Here is a 19193-nt window from a genome sequence, read left to right on the forward strand (position 1 = left end):
GCGGGCGGGCGGGGGGGGGGGGGGGGGGGGGGGGGGGGGGGGGGGGGGGGGGGGGGGGGGGGGCCGCCCGGGCCCGGCCGGGGGGGGGGCCCCCCCCCCCGCGGCCGGATCAAGCCCTCCCGACCGATCGCGGCGGCACGCGAGGGCACGGGGCCCGCCGGTTCCCCCCGAGGGGCCCGGCGGAGCCCCGCACGCGCCGCGACCCGCCTCACGGCGTGTTACGACGTCTTACGACCTCTTACGACGTCCCGCGAGGGCCGCGCGGGCTCAGCGCCGCGCCACACCCTCCGCCCGCGCCGCGGCGGCCACCGCGGCCGTCACCGCCGGGGCCACCCGCTCGTCGAACGGGGACGGGATCACATAGTCCGCCGACAGTTCGTCACCGACCACATCGGCCAGCGCGTTGGCCGCCGCGATCTTCATGCCCTCGGTGATGCGTGAGGCCCGCACCTGGAGCGCGCCCGCGAAGATCCCCGGGAACGCCAGCACGTTGTTGATCTGGTTCGGGTAGTCGCTGCGCCCCGTCGCCACCACCGACGCGTACTGGTGCGCGATGTCCGGGTGGACCTCCGGGTTCGGGTTGGCCATGGCGAAGACGAACGCCTGCGGCGCCATCGACGCGATCGCCGGCTCCGGGACCGTACCGCCGGACACGCCGATGAAGACGTCCGCGCCCGCGAGCGCCGCCTCCAGCGAGCCGGAGAGTCCCGCGCGGTTGGTGATCTCGGCCAGTTCGCGCTTGACGTCCGTCAGATCGTCGCGGTCGGGGCTGACGATGCCCTTGCGGTCGGCGACCGACACATCGCCGATCCCCGCCGCCAGCAGGAACTTCGCGATGGCGACCCCCGCCGCGCCCGCCCCGGAGATGACGGCGCGCAGGTCGCCGAGCGTGCGCCCGGTGAGCTGGGCGGCGTTGCGCAGGGCGGCGAGCGTCACGACGGCCGTGCCGTGCTGGTCGTCGTGGAAGACGGGGATGTCGAGCCGCTCCTGGAGCCTGCGCTCGATCTCGAAGCACCGGGGCGCCGAGATGTCCTCCAGGTTGATCCCGCCGAAGGACGGCGCGAGCCGCACGACGGTGTCGATGATCTCGTCGGTGTCGGTCGTGGCGAGCGCCAGCGGCACCGCGTCGACGCCGCCGAACTGCTTGAACAGGATCGCCTTGCCCTCCATGACGGGGAGCGAGGCCTCCGGTCCGATGTCGCCGAGTCCGAGGACCGCGGTCCCGTCCGTCACGACGGCGACGACCTGCGACTTCCAGGTGTAGTCGTGGACCAGTTCCGGGTTCTCGGCGATCGCCGTGCACACCTTGGCGACGCCGGGTGTGTAGGCGAGTGACAGGTCGTCCTTGTCCCGGACGGGCACGGTGGCCTGGATGGCCATCTTCCCGCCGCGATGCAGCGCGAACGCCGGATCGAAGGGCTCGTCGGTGTCGCTCTCGATGTCGCTCTCGCTGCGAGGATTCACGATCTCCGCTGCCATGTTCTTGACCCCTTAAGTCTCTTCATCGGTTGAGGGTGTCCACTCCTGGGTTACGGAGGGGTGGGCGGGCACCGCGTACATGTCCTGTTATCGGCGGTTGGAGCGCCGAACAGGAGGGGGTACGTACGCGCCGGGCGCGCCGCACACGCGCCCTGAGCCCCGGATGAGGGGTGTAGCTGTCCTTCATACCGGACGGGCCTCGTCGGCGGGACGTCCACGACTCCTTCTACAAGCGGTGACATGACTCATAGCGGAGTTTCAGGACACTTCCGCGGCACGACATGAAACCACTCACAAGGGCGGGACAGGCCGAAGATCGTCCGGCGGAATGAAGGTTCACCAGCAGATGGTCCGGTTGTGGTGGACCGGTCGGCCGGGACTCGGGGGTCACCCGTTATCCGATTTTGACATGACGAGCCCACTGAACGGTCCCGTCCGAATGGCAAGATGCCCTAATCAATCGCACACGGTCGCGACACTCGATGGCGCGTGCCCACCGCGTGGTAATTCCCTCGTCCGCCGGAGGATCCAAATCATGACCGCCAGCTCCACCAGTCGTACCACCGCCGGGAAGTCCCGGATCGCCGCGGTCGGCGCGATCGCGGTCGCCGGCGCGCTGCTGCTGACCGCCTGCGGCGACCAGACCGACAGCGGGAAGAAGGACTCCCCCGCGAGCACGAAGAGCGCCCCGCTGGCCGATCAGCTGCCGAAGGCGATCGCGGACAAGGGCGTCATCAAGGTGGGCTCCGACATCGCGTACCCGCCGGTCGAGTTCAAGGACGGGTCGGGCAAGACCGTCGGTATCGACCCCGACATCGCCGCCGCGCTCGGCAAGCAGCTCGGGGTGACGTTCGAGTTCGAGAACGGCACCTTCGACACGCTGCTCACGGGTCTGCGCTCCAAGCGCTACGACATAGCCATGTCGGCCATGACCGACACCAAGGACCGCCAGGAGGGTGTGGACTCCGAGACGGGCAAGAAGGTCGGCGAGGGCGTCGACTTCGTCGACTACTTCACCGCCGGTGTCTCGATCTACACCAAGAAGGGCGACGACAAGGGCATCGCCGCCTGGTCGGACCTGTGCGGCAAGAAGATGGTCGTCCAGCGCGGCACCGTCTCGCACGACCTGGCCAAGGCCGAGTCGACGAAGTGTACGGACGGCGGCAAGAAGGCCATCGCGATCGAGCCGTTCGACAACGACCAGCAGGCCCAGACGCGGCTGCGCGCCGGTGGCGCGGACGCCGGTTCGTCGGACTTCCCGGTCGCGGCGTACGCGGTCAAGACCTCGGGCGGCGGCAACGACTTCCAGCTCGTCGGCGAGCAGATCGAGGCCGCCCCGTACGGCATCGCGGTCGCCAAGGGCAACGACGAGCTGAGCAAGGCGCTCCAGGCCGCGCTCGACGCGATCATCAAGAACGGCGAGTACGACAAGATCATCGCGAAGTGGGGCGTCGACGCCGGCGCGGTCAAGGAAGCCACGATCAACGCCGGCACCTGATCCGCGCCCGGCTCCGAAAGGCAGCACCCGTGTCTGTTGACATAACGAAGTCGGACGGCCCCTCCGACGCACCACCACCGGGCCGCGCGGGGTGGACCGGATCTGCCGGACCGGAGGCAATCAAGGCCATCCCGGTCCGGCACTACGGGCGGTACGTGAGCGCGGTGGTCGCCCTCGCGCTGCTCGCGACGATCATCTACGCGTTCTCCCAGGGCAAGATCAACTGGGGCGCCGTACCGGACTACTTCTTCGACGACCGCATCCTCAAGGGCGTCGGCCAGACGATGATCCTGACCGTCCTGTCGATGGCCATCGGCGTGGTCGGCGGCATCGTCCTGGCGGTCATGCGGCTGTCGAAGAACCCGGTGATGTCGTCCATCGCCTGGTCGTACATCTGGTTCTTCCGCGGTACGCCGGTCCTCGTCCAGCTCATGGTCTGGTTCAACCTGGGCCTGGTCTTCGAGTACATCAACCTCGGTCCGATCTACAAGGACTACTGGGCCAGCTTCATGACGCCGTTCCTGACGGCGCTGCTCGGCCTCGGCCTCAACGAGGCCGCGTACATGGCGGAGATCTGCCGTGCCGGTCTGCTGTCGGTGGACGAGGGGCAGACGGAGGCGTCGCACGCGCTGGGCATGAGCCACGCCAAGACGCTGCGCCGCGTCGTGATCCCGCAGGCGATGCGGGTGATCGTGCCGCCGACCGGCAACGAAGTCATCAACATGTTGAAGACGACGTCGCTGGTGGCGACGGTGCAGTTCTACGAGTTGCTGAGATACGCGCAGGACATCGGGCAGACGTCCGGCGCCCCCGTCGAGATGCTGTTCCTCGCCGCCGCCTGGTATCTGCTCATGACGTCGGTGCTGAGCGTCGGCCAGTACTACCTGGAGCGGCACTACGCGCGTGGCTCGCTGCGCAGCCTGCCGCAGACCCCGATGCAGCGCGTCAAGGCCAATCTGTTCTCACTGGGCCGCCCGAAGGGAGGCGCCGCATGACCGCCATCGCGAAGACGACGCACGGCAGTGGCGCGATGGTGAAGGCCGAGGCCGTACACAAGTCGTTCGGCGCCGCGCACGTGCTCAAGGGCATCGACCTGGAGGTCGCGCCCCGTGAGGTCTTCTGTCTGATCGGGCCCTCCGGGTCCGGCAAGTCGACCTTCCTGCGCTGCATCAACCATCTGGAGCAGGTCACCGCCGGGCGGCTGTACGTCGACGGCGAGCTGGTCGGCTATCGCCAGAAGGGCGACAAGCTGTACGAGCTGCGCGACTCCGAAGTCGCCCTGAAGCGCCGGGACATCGGCATGGTCTTCCAGCGCTTCAATCTCTTCCCGCACATGACGGCCATCGAGAACATCATGGAGGCACCGATGCAGGTGCGCCGTGAGACGAAGGCCGTCGCCAGGGAACGGGCCGAGCGGCTGCTGGACCGGGTGGGGCTGGCGGACAAGGCCGACGGCTATCCGTCCCAGCTCTCCGGCGGCCAGCAGCAGCGGGTGGCCATCGCCCGCGCGCTGGCGATGGAGCCGAAGCTGATGCTCTTCGACGAGCCGACGTCGGCGCTCGACCCGGAGCTGGTGGGCGACGTCCTGGACGTGATGCGCGATCTCGCCGAGTCCGGCATGACGATGATCGTCGTGACGCACGAGATGGGCTTCGCCCGCGAGGTCGGCGACGCGCTGGTGTTCATGGACGACGGGGTGGTCGTGGAGTCGGGCCATCCGCGCGAGGTGCTGACGAATCCGCAGCACGAACGGACGAAGTCGTTCCTGTCGAAGGTGCTGTAGAAGCGGTGCGGGAGGGCGTGACGGACCTGACGGACCGTCACGCCCTCCCGTCTTCCGCCTACTTCAGGGCGAGCACGAGCGAGTCCGACGGTGATGACCAGACCGCGCGCGCCTCGCCGAAGCCCGCGCCGACCAGCGTCTTCGCGTGCCACTCGGCGGAGGGGGTGTCACCGTCCGCGTGCTCCCCGTAGATCGCGAACCGCTCGGCGGTGGGTCCCGCGAGCACCGGGTCCTTGGCGGCCAGGTCCCACCAGTCGGCCCAGTCCAGGGCGCCCTCGGCCTTGGCGCGGTCCATCTCCCGGTGCCGGTGGGCGCGTTCGGCCTCGTTGATACGGGGCGTGCCCGGGTCCTTCATGTGGTCGGCGTTCATGAAGACGCCGCCGGGCCTGACCAGGGTGGCGATCTGCCCGTACAGCGCGGCCAGCGGTTCGCTGTGCAGCCAGTGCAGGGCGGTGGCGGTGAGGACGGCGTCGTACGAGTCGTACGGCAGCTTCGCCGTCCAGTCGGGGTCCTTGAGGTCGGCCCGCACCAGCGTCAGCCGGGTGTCGCCGGCGAAGTAGCCGCCGGCGATGGCGAGCAGCGCCGGGTCGAGGTCGACGCCGGTGCTGGTGGCCGCCGGGAAGCGCTGGAACAGCCGGTCGGTGATGCTGCCCGTGCCGCACGCGAGGTCGAGCACCCGGGGCTCACGTCCCACCAGGGCCTCGACCATGTCGAGCATCACCCGGAAGCGCTCCTCGCGGTCGGGCATGTACCACTCCTGCTGGCGGTCCCAGCTGTCCTGCCAGGCCCGCCAGTCGGCCCGCCCGGACGCGGCCACCCCGCCCGCGTCCACGGCAGCCCCTGTCCCCGTGCCCGTGTCCACCATCGGAAACCTCCGCTCCGTAATACCCTGTAGGCAAGACCAGCCATTACGCCGACCATAGACCGCTGCCGTAAGGACTACAAGTGGAACTGGCCTCTTACTCGGACTACGCCGTACGCCTGGTCAACACCGAGGAACCGGCCCGCGGTACGGACACCCTGACCTCGGTCGAAGCCGTCCGGGCGCTCTTCGGTGAGTCCACGCAGGCGTCACGCCGCGCCACCGACGCGGACGTCACCCGCTTCCGCTCCGTACGCGGCCGGCTGCGCGCGATCTTCGCGGCGGCCGACGGGGACGAGGCGACGCACGCCGTCGACCTGCTGAACTCGCTGCTGCTGGAATTCCCGGTCAGCCCGCAGATCTCGGGCCACGACTTCCTCGACGACGAGGGCCACCCGCGCTGGCACATGCACCTGGCCGAGCACTCGTCGAACGCGACGGCCGGCTTCGCCGCCATCGCCGCGATGGGCCTGGCGTTCCATCTGACGGAGTACGGCGTGGACCGGCTCGGCCTGTGCCAGGCCGCGCCGTGCCGCAACGCCTACCTCGACACCTCGACCAACCGCTCCCGCCGCTACTGCTCCGACCGCTGCGCGACCCGCGCCAACGTGGCCGCCTACCGGGCCCGCAAACGCCTGGAGACGGAACGGTCCGACAGCACGGGCCGCAGCGCGGACAAGGCCCACGCGACCGTCCCGCCCACGGACCGCTGATCCTCGGGGCGCGGCCGGTAGCGGGCCCGGACCCGGCCGAGCACCAGCTCGCCGGGGACGGCGCCGAACACCCGGCTGTCCCCCTCGGCGCCGGGATTGTCCCCGAGCACCCACCAGCCGCCGTCCCGTCGCTCGACCAGCCGCTTCACGATGAGCAGATCCTGCTGGAGCGGATGTTTCAGTACGGCGATGTCACCGGCCTTCACCGGCGCGTGATAGTGCACCAGCAGCTGATCGCCCTGCTTGAGGGTGGGATACATGGACGGTCCCGACACCTCCGCGATCCCCAACAGCGCTCTCGGCTCGCGCCCGTGCTCGGCCATCCGGCACCTCCCGGTCCCACGGTACGTTCCGCCGCCAGTCCCATTCCGACCCCGGACTTTTGTCCTAAGCCCTAGGGGGCACTCGCGAAATCCGGCTTCTCACGGAGTAATGTCCCACCTGAGAAGACGATCACGAGGAAGGACAGCTCAATGCTCTCCCGCCTGTTTGCCGCCAAGGTGAAGGTCAGCGCCCACTGCGACCTCCCCTGCGGTGTGTACGACCCCGCCCAGGCCCGCATCGAAGCCGAGTCGGTCAAGGCCGTCCAGGAGAAGATGGCGGGCAACGACGACGCTCACTTCCAGGCCCGCGCCACGGTCATCAAGGAACAGCGTGCCGAGCTCGCCAAGCACCACGTCTCGGTGCTGTGGAGCGACTACTTCAAGCCCCCGCACTTCGAGAAGTACCCGGAGCTGCACCAGCTGGTCAACGACACCCTGAAGGCCCTGTCGGCCGCGAAGGGCTCGACGGACCCGGCGACGGGCCAGAAGGCCCTGGACCTCATCGCGGAGATCGACAGGATCTTCTGGGAGACCAAGAAGGCCTGACCTTCGCCCGGGCCGTCTGACCCGCGCTCCGTCGCGGGCCACATCGCCCACCCGACCGCACCCGGTCCGCGGGCCGCCGAGAGAGGCGGCCCTGGCGGACCGGGTGCGGTCTTTCGCGCTGCCGCTTGTGTCCCGACGTGCCGGACGGTTTCTCGTCGAAGTGACATGCTGGAAGTTCCACCGGCGAGAGGGAGTTGGGCTCATGCAGTGGACCGTCCATGGCGAGCGACAGATCTACGACAACCCATGGGTGAACCTCTGGCTCGTGGACGTACAGCAGCCGGACGGCCGCCGCTGGGAGCACCACGTCGTACGGATGCGGCACCTGGCCGTGGCTGCGGTGGTGGACGACCGGAGGCGGGTGCTGATGATGTGGCGCCACCGCTTCATCACCGACACCTGGGGCTGGGAGCTTCCGATGGGCCTCATCGAGGCCGACGAGACCCCCGAGCAGGCCGCCGCCCGCGAGGTCGAGGAAGAGACCGGCTGGCGGGTGGAGAGCGTCAAGCCGCTGGTCTACGCGCAGCCCGCGAACGGCATCACGGACTCCGAACACTTCGTGTTCCGGGCGAACGCCGCCTCGTACGCGGGCCCGCCGACCGAGATGAACGAGTCCGACCGGATCGAGTGGATTCCGATCTCCGAGATCCGGGGCATGATCGACCGCCGCGAAGTTGTCAGCAGCGGCAGCCTGGTCGGTCTGCTGTACCTGCTGCTGGACGAGGCGACCGGCGGCTCCTCGTAAGAGGTCAGCCGAGGACTTCACGCAGGCGTTGCTCAAAGGCGAGGACGGGGGCCTCGCGTGCGTAGGGCAGCATTCGGCGGTGAAGCTCCTGGACATGCCCACTCACTCGTGGCGAGTCGATGGCCGCGGCGAGGTCGAGGGCAAGGCCCGCGCTGTTACATGCCTCGTCCAGTCTGCCGAGCCGGAGCTGGGCGCTGGCCAGCCAGTAGGCGTGGAAGGCACGGCCTCGCCGTTGGTCGGCACTCTCTCGGCGTAGTCCCTCAGCGATGAGAGGTTCGGCGCGGGCTGGATCACCGAGGCGCGCGTAGGCGATGCCGGTGTCGACAAGGAGTTTCGTCTCGTCGAAGTACCGGACCCAGTCAGGCGCCTCGGCTTCGTGTCCACGCGAGCGTTCGTACCGGTCACGGGAGCGGTCCACGGCCTGGTGGCAAGCCTGGACGTCTCGAAGGGCGGCATGGGCGAACGCTTCACGCAAGTGCAGCATCGACATGACGAGGGACTGATCGCCCGCGGCACGGGCCGCGTCCTGGGCGCGACACGCAAGAGCCACGGCATCGTTCGGGTTGCCGTCGTAGGTGGCCAACAGGCTCATGCAGGACAGCACATTGGCCATGAAGAGGCTGTCGCCTTGCGTGTGGGAGAGCTTGAGCGCCTGGGTGAAGTAGGAGCGTGCGGTGCTGTACTGACGGGCGTCGAAGTGGGCCCAACCGGAAAGCCGTGCCAACTCGGCCGCGACTCCTTGAAGGTCGTGCCGTAAGCCAGTCTCCGCAGAATCGAGGAGACGACCGACATAGCGCAGATGCCCCACGACGGCCGGCCGCAGGGTCGCGCCGCCATGCGCGTTGTCCCGCCGCCAGTAGTCCTGGACCGATGAGCGCAGGGCCGTCAGGGTGGAGCGGGTGGCACGGCCGTCGACCAGGGCGAGAAGGTCGTCCAATTCCTCTGCCGGTTCGGTGCGCTGCGGTTCGCGCGGTACAGCGGAAAGAGGCTCGGGCGGCCTCTCCTCGGTGCGGGACGGGGCGGGAATCTCCCAGAGACGGTGGGCCAGGCCGAGCATCGCGCCGGGGATGCGCAGGCCGTCGGCGACGCGTTCGATCACGTCGATGTGTGCCAAGCCGCGCCGCCCCGCCATGATCTCGCCGACTCTGCTCGGCGTCATGCCGCACAGCGTGGCGATTCGTGACGGATGGATCCCGGCCTTGACTTTGACCAGTTGGAAGATGCGGGCGAAATCCCGAGCGCGACAAGCTTCCTGCCATGCCGCGCTGGCCAGCAGGTCGGCCGGCAGCGCAAGGTGAGCCCGCGAGTGTGCCATTCGTCCACCTCACTCACCCGTCCGGACGGGCTGACCGGAACCAACTGCTGTCGACGGTACCCACGTTGGGTAATCACTGTGACCTGATTCTGTGACCTCCGCAGCGGTGAACTTGTGTCCCACAGGCCGCCCGCACGAGGGGACGCGATGCACGCGATGACGACGCACGACCGACAGACCACCCCATTGCGGTGGCAGAGACAGTTCAGCCCGGTACACAAGTGCGTACCCCTGGCCCGCAGCCTTGTCTCAAAGACTCTCGCGAGCCGGGGATACGGCGAGGTCTCCGATGCCAGCCGCACCCCTACCCGCCCCACCAAGGCCGGGGAGAAGGACGAAGGCGGCCGGGGCCTGCTTCTCGTCGATTCGCTCTCTGGGGAGTCCGTATGCACGAGCTGATCGCCGCTCCCTACCTCGACCACCACCTCCTCGTACGGCCGGGCAGTCCGAAGGCAGCACGCCTTCCCGTCCACCGTTACGAAGAGCTGAACGCCACGCCGGACACCTCAGCAGCGCCCACCTGGCTGGCCGATCTCGCCCGCCGGGCTTGGGAGATCGAGCTGAGCGGCCGGCGCCTCGGTGGGACCGTGCTGGTCCGCACCCGCTCTCCCTATGGATACGGGCGCGCCTCGTACGAGCTGAACCTCGGATGCAACTACGACTGCGAGCACTGCTATCTCGGCCTGAAGCAATTCGCCGGCCTGGACTGGCCCCAGCGTGAGCGCCTGCTGCACACCGTCCGGGACTCCGGGGTGCTCTGGCTCCAGCTCACGGGCGGCGAGCCGATGATCGACAAACTGTTCCCCGAGACGTACCAACTGGCTCACGAGCTGGGCATGATGGTCGAGATCCTCACCAATGGCTCGCGCCTTGCCACACCGAGGAATCTCGCCCTGCTGACACGGCTGAGGCCGAACCGGATCACACTCAGCCTCTACGGGGCCACCGCAGAGTCCTACGACGGGCTGACCCGGCGCCGAGGCGCGTACCGCATGTTCGTCAAAGGGCTGGACGCAGCCCACGAAGTCGGGCTGCCCCTCGATCTTGCCTTGATCATCACCCGGCACAACGCCCATGAGGCTGACCTGATGCGCGCCTTCGCCGATCGCTACGAGCTGCCGTACCGCGAGTACACACACATGTCGCCGACCATCTACGGCGGCGCGGAAACCCTCGCCACCCAGGCCCCGGACCACCTCGCGGATCGCGATCCCTTCAACGGCTGCAACGCCGGCCACACCTTCTTCCACGTCGACCCGCACGGCATGGCTTCCATCTGCAAGGTCGGCCGCGACGAAGCGATCCCCCTCATGACCACGGGAGTCGAGGGCCTGAGCCGCCTCGGCGGCATCGCCGACTCCCTGATGCTTCGCACCGGTGGCTGCACCGGCTGTCAGCTCTCCGGCACATGCCGGGTCTGCCGACCGCTGGCCAAGGTCTACCAGGAGGCGAAGGCACCACTGGACAGGTACTGCCAACACGCGACAACAAGGAGCTGAACCATGACCGCCGTAGCAGTCGAGATCGCCCCCATCCGCCCGCCGTCCGAGCCTGATGTGGAGATCATCCTCATCGAAGACGTGGACGCCTTCGCCGCGGCCACCACTCCCGGCTGCGGGGACGACAACCCGTACAACTGACCACATCGGTAAGGGGCTTCCGGCGGCACCTCGCGCCGGAAGCCCCTGTCGGCGCGTAGATCTGGAAACCTGACGACCATGCCCGCCCCCTCCATCGCCTTCGACGGACTCCCGCCCGGCGCTCGCTCCGCCGTCGAGGCCGAAACCGGCCCGATCCTCAGGATCGAAAATGTCGATACCGGCCTCAACAGCTCCCTCTCCGCACGCGCACACACCACCGACGGAGTCGTCTTCCTCAAGGGCCTGCGCGCCGACCACCGCTGGGTCTGGACGCAGCAACGCGAGGCGGACATCAACCCGTACGTGACCCCGCTCGCCCCGCGTCTGCTCTTCCACGTCGTCGCCGACGGCTGGGACGTCCTCGGCTTCGAGACCGTCGACGGCCACCATGCGGACTACTCACCAGGCTCCGCCGACTTGCCCAAAGTCACCGAAGCCCTCCGCGAACTCGCCGCCCTCCCCTGCCCTCACATCGAACTCCGGCATGCCGAACAACGGTTGTCCAGCTACGTCGCCGACCCGGGGGACGCGGAAGCTTTCACAGGGGACGCGCTGCTCCACACCGACTGGAACAACCACAACGTCCTCATCACCCAGGACCGTGCTCACCTGGTCGACTGGGGCTGGGCCACCCGCGGGGCCGCCTGGTTGGATCCTGCCCACTGGGTCATCTGGCTCATCTCGGCCGGCCACACGCCGGAGGGCGCCGAGGAGCTGGCTGGGCGTCTGCCCGCCTGGGCGTCAGCACCACCACGCGCCGTGGACGCCTTCGCCCACGCCGGCGCGAAGCTCTGGGAAGAGATCGCGGGCTCAGCCCCGGACAACTGGACACAGACGTTGCGTGACGCCGCACGGGTCTGGCACCAGCACCGAGAGGTTCGCCGCTCCTGACAGCGCCTGACCGCGGCGCCGCCATTTATGCCAGATGTTCGATTACGACGGGGTACGGCGCCCGTCCGCCGTTCGGACAAGCACAGTGTTCGGACCAGATCGAGGGGCGCCGGTTGCCCAGGTCGTGGGGGCCGCGCAGGCTGGGGGTATGGGGTTTGGTGATTCGCTGGAGAGCGTGCGCGGCTGGGCCGTGGGGCGGCCGGGGGATGTCGGGGGCGGGTCGCTCGTTCGGGTGCGGCGGCGGGCTGGGGTGCCGGGGGGTGGGGAGCTGTTGGTGGAGGTGGAGGCGTGCGGCGTGTGCCGGACTGATCTGCATCTGGCCGAGGGTGATCTGCCGCCCCGGCGGGAGTCCACCATCCCCGGTCATGAGATCGTCGGCCGCGTCGTCGCCGTCGGCGACGGGGTGACCTCGTTCCGTGTCGGCGACCGCGCCGGCGGTGCCTGGCTGCGCGGTACCTGCGGCGAGTGCCGCTACTGCCTGGCCGGGCAGGAGAATCTCTGCCCCCGGTCCACCTACACGGGATGGGACGCGGACGGTGGCTTCGCCGAACTGGCGCTGATCCCGGCCGCCTTCGCCTATCCGCTGCCGGACGATCGCGACGCCGCCTCGCTCGCGCCCCTGCTGTGCGCCGGGATCATCGGCTACCGCGCGCTGCGCCGCAGCGCGCTGCCCGAGGGCGGGCGGCTCGGGATCTACGGCTTCGGTGCCTCGGCGCATCTGGCGGCGCAGGTCGCCATGGCCGAGGGTGCCACCGTGCATGTCCTGACCAGGTCGGCGCGGGCGCGTGAACTGGCGCTGAGCCTGGGTGCCGCGTCGGCCGGTGACGCGTACGACCGGCCGCCCGAACTCCTGGACTCGGCCGTCCTGTTCGCCCCGGTGGGCGAGCTGGTACCGGTGGCCCTGGAGGCGCTCGACCGCTCCGGCACGCTCGCGATCGCGGGCATCCACCTCTCCGACATCCCGTCGCTGAACTACCAGCGCCATCTCTTCCAGGAGCGGGACCTGCGCAGCGTCACCTCCAACACCCGGCAGGACGGCCGGGAGTTCCTGGCTCTCGCCGACCGGATCGGCGTCCGGGTCACGGTGAGTCCGTACCCCCTGAGCCGCGCGGACCAGGCGCTCGCCGATCTCGCGGGGGACCGGGTCGACGGGGCCGCCGTCCTCGTACCCGGCTGACGGCTCAGCGGTCCGCTCGGCGTGCGCGTCAACACCGTCTCGCCGGGGCCGGTGCGGACGGACATGTGGGAGAGCCCCGAGGGTTACGGTGCCGCGCCGGCCCGGTCGATGGGGGTGGAGCACGAGCAGCTCGTGGCCAGCACCACCGGGACGGACCGTCAGTGCGGTCCGACGTCAGAACAGCGCGGCCGGTGTCACAGGTCGCGGCGCGGCGCCGCGAACACCGCCACCGCCGCCGCCCCGAGCGCCCACAGCGCGAACACCGTCCATGCCCCGCCCACCGTCCACGGATACGGGACACCCATGACCGGGCCGTCGCGCGTGTCGATCAGACGCAGCCACGCGGAGCTGGGCAGGGCATGGTCCACCACGGCCGTCCAGTGCCGGTCGTCGGCGAAGACCAGTGGCACGACCAGCAGCACCACAACGACCGTGACGATCGTCGCCCCGCCGTGTCTCAGCAGCACCCCGATGGCCATACCGACGAGCCCGCACACCGGGGCCAGCAGCGCAGAGGCCACGACCAACCGCGCGGAGCCCGGGTCGGAGAGGGACACTCCCGCGTCGCGGCGGGCCAGGATCGCCTGGGACAGCCAGAACGAGAGGCCCGCGACGACCGCCCCGTACCCGGTCATGACCAGCGTGAGCACTCCCACCTTGGCCGCCATCACCGAGCGGCGGGCCGGGACGGCGGCGAACGTCGTACGGATCAGGCCGGTGCCGTACTCGCCGGTGATCGCGACGGCCCCGATGGCACCGGCGGCGAGCATCATGATCATGCCCGCGTTGCCGGTGTACGCGTACTGGTGGGCGATCCCGTCGGCGATGAAGTCGGCCCGGTCGGCCGCGTTGTGCGCCGTCCAGTAGCGGTAACGGTCGTACGTGGCCCCCACGTTGAACCCGACGACCACGAGGGTGCCGATCACATACGCCCAGACCGTCGAGCGCAGCGACCACAGCTTGAGCCATTCGGCGGCGAGGAGGTCGCGGAAGCGGGCGGCGGGTTCGGTGCCGGAGGCGGCCGAGGTCGCGGCCGTGGTCGAGGGCGAGGGCGAGGTCCTGGTCTTGGTCCTGATGGTCATCGGCCGTCTCCGTTTCCCTGTGCGGTCCGCGCCGCCCGTGCGCCGTACTCGACGCTGTCCGCGGTGAGTTCCATGAACGCCTCCTCCAGGGAGGACCGGCCGGTCGTCAACTCGTCCAGCAGAATGCGGTGTTCGAAGGCGAGTTCGGCGACGCGCGCACTGCTCAGACCGGTCACCGCGAACAGTTCGCCCGCCTCGTCGGCCGAGACCGGCCGTACGTCCGCGCCCCGCGCCGTCAGCAGTTCCGTCAGCGCGCCGCCCGCCCGGGTCCGTACGGTCACGCTCGACCGCGTCCCGCGCGCCGCGAACTCCGCCAGGCTCTCCGCCGCGATCAGCTCGCCCCGGCCGATGACGACCAACTCGTCCGCCGTGCTCTCCATCTCGGTCATCAGATGGCTGGAGACGAACACCGTGCGCCCCTCCCCGGCCAGCCGCCGGAACAGCCCGCGCACCCACTTCACCCCTTCCGGATCAAGGCCGTTGAGCGGTTCGTCGAACAGCAGCACCGGCGGGTCGCCGAGCAGCGTGCCCGCGATGCCGAGCCGCTGCTTCATCCCGAGCGAGAATCCGCCGATCCGGCGCCGGGCGGCGGCCGTGAGACCGACCTCCCGCAGCACCTCGTCCACCCGCGCACGCGGGATGCGGTTGCCGCGGGCCAGCGCCGCGAGGTGCGCGGCGGCGGTACGCCCGCCGTGCACATCGCTCGCGTCGAGCAGCGCGCCCACGTGCCGCAGGCCGCGCGGGCGGTCGCGGAACGGGCGGCCGTCGACGGTGACCGAGCCACCGGTGGGCTCGTTGAGGCCGAGGATCATCCGCAGGGTGGTGCTCTTGCCGGCTCCGTTGGGGCCGAGGAACCCGGTGACGAGTCCCGGCCGGACGGTGAAGCTGAGATTCTTGACGGCGGTGGTCGCGCCGTAGCGTTTGGTCAGTTCGTTGACTTCGATCACCCGGCCAACGGTGGCGGTGCGCTCCCCCGCACGTCGTCGGACCGTCGCCGACAATCCGGCCGCGGGGTGTCGACCAGGGGTGTACGACCTCGGTCCGACGACCGGACGGGTCCGCGTCATTACGATCGGCGTATGCACGCCATACCGGCCATGCCGCCCCTGCCGCCCATGCCGCTGCTCAAGCGCGTACCGCCGGGCGTCTGGGTCGCGCTCGCCTGGACGGCGGGCGCGGTGTTCACCTTCCTCATCCGCCTCAGGCTGCCCGGCGAGGAGGAGCCCACAGTGCCGGCCGGGGTCCTGATCTACCGCTGGGACGGCCTGATCATGCTGGCCGTCGCCACCTGCCTGGCGGCGGCGGGCGGGTCGCGGCTCCTGCGGAGTCCGCTGTTCGCCGTGGCCCTGCTGCTCGGCGCCTCCGTCCTCGCGACGACCCCGCTGAGCGTGGGAGAGATCCCGCTGGCGCAGTTCCTGGCGGTCGACGTCGCGCTGTTCTTCGTGGCGTCGGCCCAGCCGCGCCGGACCGGGCTCGTCGCCGCCGCGCTGGCCCTCGGCACCCTTGTCGGCTTCCTGGGCGTCCGGGTGCTGAACGGCTGGAACGTCGGTACGTCGGCGGAGATGGCCGTCGCCATGACCGTGGTCATCGCCTGGCTCATCGGCAACTCCACGCGCCAGGCACGGGAGTACGCCGAGAAGTCCCGCGTCCAGGCGGCGGCCCGTGCGGTCACCGCCGAACGGCTGCGGATCGCGCGCGAGATGCACGACACCGTCGCGCACAGCATCGGCATCATCGCCCTCCAGGCGGGCGCGGCGGCGCGTGTCATCGAGACGCAGCCGGTCGCCGCGCGGGAGGCGCTGAGCAGTATCGAGAACGCCGGGCGCGAGACGCTGGCGGGGCTGCGCCGCATGCTCGGCGCCCTGCGCCAGGACGAGCCCGAACGTCCTGGATACGCGGCGGAGTTGGCGCACGCCGCGCCGCTCGATCCCGCGCTCGGGCTCGCGGACGTCGACCGGCTGGCCGCGACGACGACGGCCGCCGGGGTCGATGTCGATGTGACGTGGCACGGCGAACCGCGCCCGCTGCCGCCGGAGATCGACATCTCGGCGTACCGCATCATCCAGGAGGCGGTCACCAACGTCGTACGGCACGCGGGCACCCGGTCCTGTCGCGTCACCGTGGACCGCCGCCGGACCGAGGAGCTGTCGATAGAGATCACCGACGACGGGCGGGGCGGGCGCCACGGCGGCGGGCGTCACGGCGGCGGAGGCGCCGGGTGGGGCCTGGTCGGGATGCGGGAGCGCGCGACGTTGCTGCACGGGGACTTCGCGGCCGGGCCGCGCCCCGAGGGCGGTTTCCGGGTGACGGTACGGCTGCCGGTGCCGGTGCCGGTGACCGTGGCGGCGGGGGCCCACGCGTGACCGCCCCCGTACGCGTCGTACTCGCCGACGACCAGCCCCTCGTCCGCGCCGCCCTGCGCATGGTCATCACCGACGCCCCGGACCTCGATGTCGTCGGCGAGGCCGGCACCGGCGCCGAGGCGGTCCGGCTGGTCGCCGAACTCGCCCCCGACGTCGTGGTGATGGACATCCGTATGCCCGGCACGGACGGCATCGGGGCGACGCGGCAGATCACCACCGGTCCCGGCGGCACGCATGTCATCGTCCTGACGACCTTCGACGAGGACGAGTACGTGTACGGCGCGCTGCGCGCGGGCGCCGCCGGCTTCCTCGTCAAGGACATGGCCCTGGACGACATCCTCACCGCGATCCGGGTGGTCGCGAGCGGCGACGGTCTGATCGCGCCGAGCGTCACCCGCCGGCTGATCAAGGAGTTCGCGGGCCGGCCCACGTCCGCCCCGGCCCGGCGGACGGTCACCGGCATCACCGACCGGGAGCGCGAGGTCCTGGTGCTGGTCGGCCGCGGGCTGTCCAACACCGAGATCGCGGCCGAGCTGTCCATCAGCGTGGCCACCGCCAAGACGTATCTGACCCGGCTGCTGGCCAAACTCGACGCCCGCGACCGGGTCCAGCTGGTGATCCTGGCGTACGAGGCGGGGCTGGTGGCCCCGCCCGGCTGAGCGGACCGATCGGACCGAGCGGACCCAGCGGGCCAAGCGGACCGAGCCGACCGAGCCGACCGAGCAGGCTGAGCGGGCCGAGCGGCACTCCGCGAAGCTCCCGCGCCCCGTTCCGTACGCTGGCCTGGTGCCAGGACCGGAGACAACAGACACACGGACAGCGGCGGGTACGGACACCGCGCCCGGCGTCACCGTGTGGCGCGCCATGAGACAGCCCCCGCACCGCTTCGTCCTGTCGAGCTGGCCCTGGCGCGTATGGGCGCATCTGCTGGGCGGAGCGGTCACCGGCCTCGCCTCCCTGCTGCTGCTCGCGGCCCTCGCCGTCTCCGGCCTGCTCCTGTCCGTCATCGGCGTGGACCTCGTACTGATGCTGGCCGCCACCTTCGGTGTCCCGGCCGCCGCGCTCGAACGGCGCCGGATGCGGCTGGTCGAACCGGTGCCGGTGCCCGACCCGCACCGTTCGCTGGTCGGAGCGGGCCGCCGGGGCCGGCTCCGCACCCGGCTGAGGGAGCGCGCGACCTGGCGCGAACTCGGTTACGTCGTCGTCTTCGCGCCCGTCCAGGTGCTGGCCGGCTTCGCACTCGCCATCGGGCTGACCTTCGCCGTCGTGCTGACGGCGGCGCCGGTCATCGTCTGGAACGCCGCCCCCGACACCGTGATGATCATCCCGGGGCGGCCGGTCGAGAGCCCGCTGCACGCCCTGCCCGCCACCGCCGCCGGGCTGCTCGCCCTCGCCCTGTGCGCGTACGCGGCCGGGCTGCTGGCCGGGGCGCAGGTCAAGACGGCGGTGTTCGTGCTGTCGCCGCGCGACGAGGAGCGCCAGGTCGTCGAGCTGACCCGGTCGCGCGCCCGGCTGGCCGACGCGTTCGAGGCCGAGCGGCGCCGTATCGAGCGTGATCTGCACGACGGCGCGCAGGCTCAACTGGTCGCCCTCACCATGACGTTGGGGCTGGCCGAGCTGGAGCTGCGGGAGAGCGGTTCGCCGGCCACGGAGCTGGTCTCGCGCGCCCGGGATGAGGCGCGGCTCGCGCTGACCCAACTGCGGGACCTGGTACGCGGCATCTACCCGCAGGTCCTGACCGACCACGGCCTGGACGCCGCCGTCGCGGAGATCGCGCTGCGCAGTCCGATCCCGGTCGACGTCGACATCGATCTGCCGCGCCGGCTGCCGGACCCGGTGGAGACGGTCGCGTACTTCACGGTCACCGAGGCGCTGACGAACGCGGCCAAGCACAGCGACGCCACGCGGCTGACGGTCGTCGGCCGGCTGAAGCGCGGCACGCTGACCCTGGTGATCACCGACAATGGCCGCGGCGGGGCGGTCCCCTCCGCCGGCGCGGGTCTGCAAGGTCTCGCGGACCGTACGGCGATCCTGAAAGGCAGACTCGTGGTGTCCAGTCCGGCGGGCGGCCCGACCCGGGTGAGCGTGGAGGTGCCGTGCTCCGCGTAGTGCTGGCGGAAGACTCCGTACTGCTGCGGGCGGGGCTCACCGAGCTGCTGACCCGTGGCGGCCATGAGGTGATCGCGGCCGTCGGTGACGCGCGGGCGCTGGCGCGCGCCGTGGACGACGCGCGTCCCGCCCTCCCCGATCTGGTGATCACCGATGTCCGGATGCCGCCGGGCCAGCACGACGAGGGGCTGCGGGCCGCCCTGGAGCTACGGGCCCGGCACGCCGGGCTGCCGGTGCTCGTACTGTCGCAGTACGTCGCGACGGCGTACGCCACCCAGCTCTTCGGCGGCAGCGGCGGGCCCGAAGCTGCCGGGCTCGGCTATCTGCTCAAGGACCGGGTGGGTGAGGTCTCCGAGTTCCTGGACGCGATGCGGCGGGTCGCCAGCGGGCAGACGGTCATCGACCCCGAGGTCGTACGGGTGCTGCTCGTCCAGCACGCGCGGAGCCGCCCGCTGCGCCGGCTCACGCCGCGTGAGCGGGAGGTCCTGGCGCTGATGGCGGAGGGTCTCAACAACCAGACGATCGCCCAGCGGTTGACGGTCACCGAGGCATCGGTGGTCAAGCACGCCGGGAACATCTTCATGAAGCTGGACCTCGACCCGACGGAGGGCAACCGGCGGGTGCTGGCGGTGCTGGCACATCTGCGCGGCGAGACGGCCTGACCCCA

20 protein-coding genes are annotated in these 19193 nt (G+C 70.5%); 14 read left to right on the top strand and 6 right to left on the bottom strand.

Going from position 1 to position 19193, the window contains the following annotated elements; translation table 11 throughout:
* Positions 1-267 precede the first annotated feature (267 nt).
* Positions 268-1479, bottom strand: a complete 1212-nt coding sequence (locus ACFYNU_RS31485) for an NADP-dependent malic enzyme (protein ID WP_356586398.1) — start codon at positions 1477-1479, stop codon at positions 268-270.
* A 535-nt stretch (positions 1480-2014) separates the two neighbouring features.
* Here ACFYNU_RS31485 and ACFYNU_RS31490 point away from each other — a divergent pair.
* From ACFYNU_RS31490 to ACFYNU_RS31500, 3 genes are read left to right on the top strand one after another with little or no spacing between them, the layout of a single operon-like run.
* On the top strand, positions 2015-2977 hold the full coding sequence (locus tag ACFYNU_RS31490; RefSeq protein ID WP_356586396.1) for an ABC transporter substrate-binding protein: 963 nt from the start codon (positions 2015-2017) through the stop codon (positions 2975-2977).
* Between the two features lie 29 nt (positions 2978-3006).
* Positions 3007-3972 (top strand): amino acid ABC transporter permease, encoded by a 966-nt coding sequence (locus ACFYNU_RS31495; protein ID WP_356586394.1) that lies wholly within the window; start codon positions 3007-3009, stop codon positions 3970-3972.
* 35 nt (positions 3973-4007) lie between these two features.
* A complete protein-coding gene (locus ACFYNU_RS31500; protein ID WP_388768023.1) occupies positions 4008-4760 on the top strand; it encodes an amino acid ABC transporter ATP-binding protein in 753 nt (250 codons plus the stop codon).
* Between the two features lie 58 nt (positions 4761-4818).
* On the opposite strand, the gene ACFYNU_RS31505 is transcribed toward ACFYNU_RS31500, so the two are convergent.
* Positions 4819-5625: a class I SAM-dependent methyltransferase gene (locus ACFYNU_RS31505; protein ID WP_356586390.1), complete on the bottom strand. Its 807-nt coding sequence runs from the start codon at positions 5623-5625 to the stop codon at positions 4819-4821.
* 80 nt (positions 5626-5705) lie between these two features.
* Here ACFYNU_RS31505 and ACFYNU_RS31510 point away from each other — a divergent pair, with 80 nt between their 5' ends.
* Positions 5706-6335 carry a CGNR zinc finger domain-containing protein gene (locus ACFYNU_RS31510; protein WP_356586388.1) on the top strand — a complete coding sequence of 210 codons (630 nt, stop codon included), beginning with the start codon at positions 5706-5708 and terminating at the stop codon, positions 6333-6335.
* Here ACFYNU_RS31510 and sodX read toward each other — a convergent pair.
* A complete protein-coding gene (sodX, locus tag ACFYNU_RS31515) occupies positions 6239-6658 on the bottom strand; it encodes a nickel-type superoxide dismutase maturation protease (protein WP_356586386.1) in 420 nt (139 codons plus the stop codon). The two genes, ACFYNU_RS31510 and sodX, sit on opposite strands and share 97 nt — an antisense overlap.
* 150 nt (positions 6659-6808) lie before the next feature.
* Between sodX and sodN the strand changes: the two genes are divergently transcribed.
* Complete coding sequence (gene sodN / locus ACFYNU_RS31520) at positions 6809-7204, top strand: superoxide dismutase, Ni (RefSeq protein WP_356586384.1); 396 nt, start codon at positions 6809-6811, stop codon at positions 7202-7204.
* A 202-nt stretch (positions 7205-7406) separates the two neighbouring features.
* Positions 7407-7949: an NUDIX hydrolase gene (locus ACFYNU_RS31525; protein ID WP_356586382.1), complete on the top strand. Its 543-nt coding sequence runs from the start codon at positions 7407-7409 to the stop codon at positions 7947-7949.
* Between the two features lie 4 nt (positions 7950-7953).
* Here ACFYNU_RS31525 and ACFYNU_RS31530 read toward each other — a convergent pair whose 3' ends face one another.
* A complete protein-coding gene (locus ACFYNU_RS31530) occupies positions 7954-9264 on the bottom strand; it encodes a helix-turn-helix domain-containing protein (RefSeq protein WP_356586380.1) in 1311 nt (436 codons plus the stop codon).
* 386 nt (positions 9265-9650) lie between these two features.
* Here ACFYNU_RS31530 and ACFYNU_RS31535 point away from each other — a divergent pair, with 386 nt between their 5' ends.
* The 4 genes from ACFYNU_RS31535 to ACFYNU_RS31550 all read left to right on the top strand — a co-directional run bounded on the left by ACFYNU_RS31535 (position 9651) and on the right by ACFYNU_RS31550 (position 12972).
* A complete protein-coding gene (locus ACFYNU_RS31535) occupies positions 9651-10763 on the top strand; it encodes a radical SAM protein (protein ID WP_356586378.1) in 1113 nt (370 codons plus the stop codon).
* A gap of 3 nt (positions 10764-10766) precedes the next feature.
* A complete protein-coding gene (locus tag ACFYNU_RS31540) occupies positions 10767-10904 on the top strand; it encodes a hypothetical protein (protein ID WP_356586376.1) in 138 nt (45 codons plus the stop codon).
* A gap of 78 nt (positions 10905-10982) precedes the next feature.
* Entirely contained in the window at positions 10983-11795 is an 813-nt protein-coding gene (locus tag ACFYNU_RS31545; RefSeq protein WP_356586374.1) for an aminoglycoside phosphotransferase, read from the top strand.
* Between the two features lie 148 nt (positions 11796-11943).
* Positions 11944-12972, top strand: coding sequence for a zinc-dependent alcohol dehydrogenase family protein (locus tag ACFYNU_RS31550; RefSeq protein ID WP_356586372.1), 1029 nt, complete (start codon positions 11944-11946; stop codon positions 12970-12972).
* Between the two features lie 194 nt (positions 12973-13166).
* Here ACFYNU_RS31550 and ACFYNU_RS31555 read toward each other — a convergent pair whose 3' ends face one another.
* Together ACFYNU_RS31555 and ACFYNU_RS31560 are read right to left on the bottom strand one after the other, a co-directional pair.
* Positions 13167-14054: an ABC transporter permease gene (locus ACFYNU_RS31555; RefSeq protein ID WP_356586370.1), complete on the bottom strand. Its 888-nt coding sequence runs from the start codon at positions 14052-14054 to the stop codon at positions 13167-13169.
* A complete protein-coding gene (locus ACFYNU_RS31560; RefSeq protein WP_356586368.1) occupies positions 14051-15001 on the bottom strand; it encodes an ATP-binding cassette domain-containing protein in 951 nt (316 codons plus the stop codon). Before ACFYNU_RS31560 ends, ACFYNU_RS31555 begins: the two co-directional genes overlap by 4 nt.
* A 132-nt stretch (positions 15002-15133) precedes the next feature.
* On the opposite strand from ACFYNU_RS31560, the gene ACFYNU_RS31565 reads away from it, so the two are divergent.
* From ACFYNU_RS31565 to ACFYNU_RS31580, 4 genes are all read left to right on the top strand, one after another.
* Positions 15134-16417: a histidine kinase gene (locus ACFYNU_RS31565; protein ID WP_356586366.1), complete on the top strand. Its 1284-nt coding sequence runs from the start codon at positions 15134-15136 to the stop codon at positions 16415-16417.
* Entirely contained in the window at positions 16414-17076 is a 663-nt protein-coding gene (locus ACFYNU_RS31570) for a response regulator transcription factor (protein ID WP_356586364.1), read from the top strand. Before ACFYNU_RS31565 ends, ACFYNU_RS31570 begins: the two co-directional genes overlap by 4 nt.
* Positions 17077-17281: 205 nt before the next feature.
* Positions 17282-18526: a sensor domain-containing protein gene (locus ACFYNU_RS31575; RefSeq protein WP_356586362.1), complete on the top strand. Its 1245-nt coding sequence runs from the start codon at positions 17282-17284 to the stop codon at positions 18524-18526.
* Positions 18514-19188, top strand: a complete 675-nt coding sequence (locus tag ACFYNU_RS31580) for a response regulator transcription factor (protein WP_356586360.1) — start codon at positions 18514-18516, stop codon at positions 19186-19188. The genes ACFYNU_RS31575 and ACFYNU_RS31580 overlap by 13 nt, the downstream gene beginning before the upstream one ends.
* Positions 19189-19193 lie beyond the last annotated feature (5 nt).

This window comes from Streptomyces sp. NPDC006643, assembly GCF_042870175.1.
Lineage (GTDB): Bacteria > Actinomycetota > Actinomycetes > Streptomycetales > Streptomycetaceae > Streptomyces.

Bases quoted from the DNA above. Each gene is read 5' to 3' on its own strand.
- ACFYNU_RS31485 (WP_356586398.1), bottom strand. From the start codon at position 1,479: ATGGCAGCGGAGATCGTGAATCCTCGCAGCGAGAGCGACATCGAGAGC.
- ACFYNU_RS31490 (WP_356586396.1), top strand. From the start codon at position 2,015: ATGACCGCCAGCTCCACCAGTCGTACCACCGCCGGGAAGTCCCGGATC.
- ACFYNU_RS31500 (WP_388768023.1), top strand. From the start codon at position 4,008: ATGGTGAAGGCCGAGGCCGTACACAAGTCGTTCGGCGCCGCGCACGTG.
- ACFYNU_RS31505 (WP_356586390.1), bottom strand. From the start codon at position 5,625: ATGGTGGACACGGGCACGGGGACAGGGGCTGCCGTGGACGCGGGCGGG.
- sodX (WP_356586386.1), bottom strand. From the start codon at position 6,658: ATGGCCGAGCACGGGCGCGAGCCGAGAGCGCTGTTGGGGATCGCGGAG.
- sodN (WP_356586384.1), top strand. From the start codon at position 6,809: ATGCTCTCCCGCCTGTTTGCCGCCAAGGTGAAGGTCAGCGCCCACTGC.
- ACFYNU_RS31525 (WP_356586382.1), top strand. From the start codon at position 7,407: ATGCAGTGGACCGTCCATGGCGAGCGACAGATCTACGACAACCCATGG.
- ACFYNU_RS31530 (WP_356586380.1), bottom strand. From the start codon at position 9,264: ATGGCACACTCGCGGGCTCACCTTGCGCTGCCGGCCGACCTGCTGGCC.
- ACFYNU_RS31535 (WP_356586378.1), top strand. From the start codon at position 9,651: ATGCACGAGCTGATCGCCGCTCCCTACCTCGACCACCACCTCCTCGTA.
- ACFYNU_RS31540 (WP_356586376.1), top strand. From the start codon at position 10,767: ATGACCGCCGTAGCAGTCGAGATCGCCCCCATCCGCCCGCCGTCCGAG.
- ACFYNU_RS31545 (WP_356586374.1), top strand. From the start codon at position 10,983: ATGCCCGCCCCCTCCATCGCCTTCGACGGACTCCCGCCCGGCGCTCGC.
- ACFYNU_RS31550 (WP_356586372.1), top strand. From the start codon at position 11,944: ATGGGGTTTGGTGATTCGCTGGAGAGCGTGCGCGGCTGGGCCGTGGGG.
- ACFYNU_RS31555 (WP_356586370.1), bottom strand. From the start codon at position 14,054: ATGACCATCAGGACCAAGACCAGGACCTCGCCCTCGCCCTCGACCACG.
- ACFYNU_RS31565 (WP_356586366.1), top strand. From the start codon at position 15,134: ATGCACGCCATACCGGCCATGCCGCCCCTGCCGCCCATGCCGCTGCTC.
- ACFYNU_RS31575 (WP_356586362.1), top strand. From the start codon at position 17,282: ATGAGACAGCCCCCGCACCGCTTCGTCCTGTCGAGCTGGCCCTGGCGC.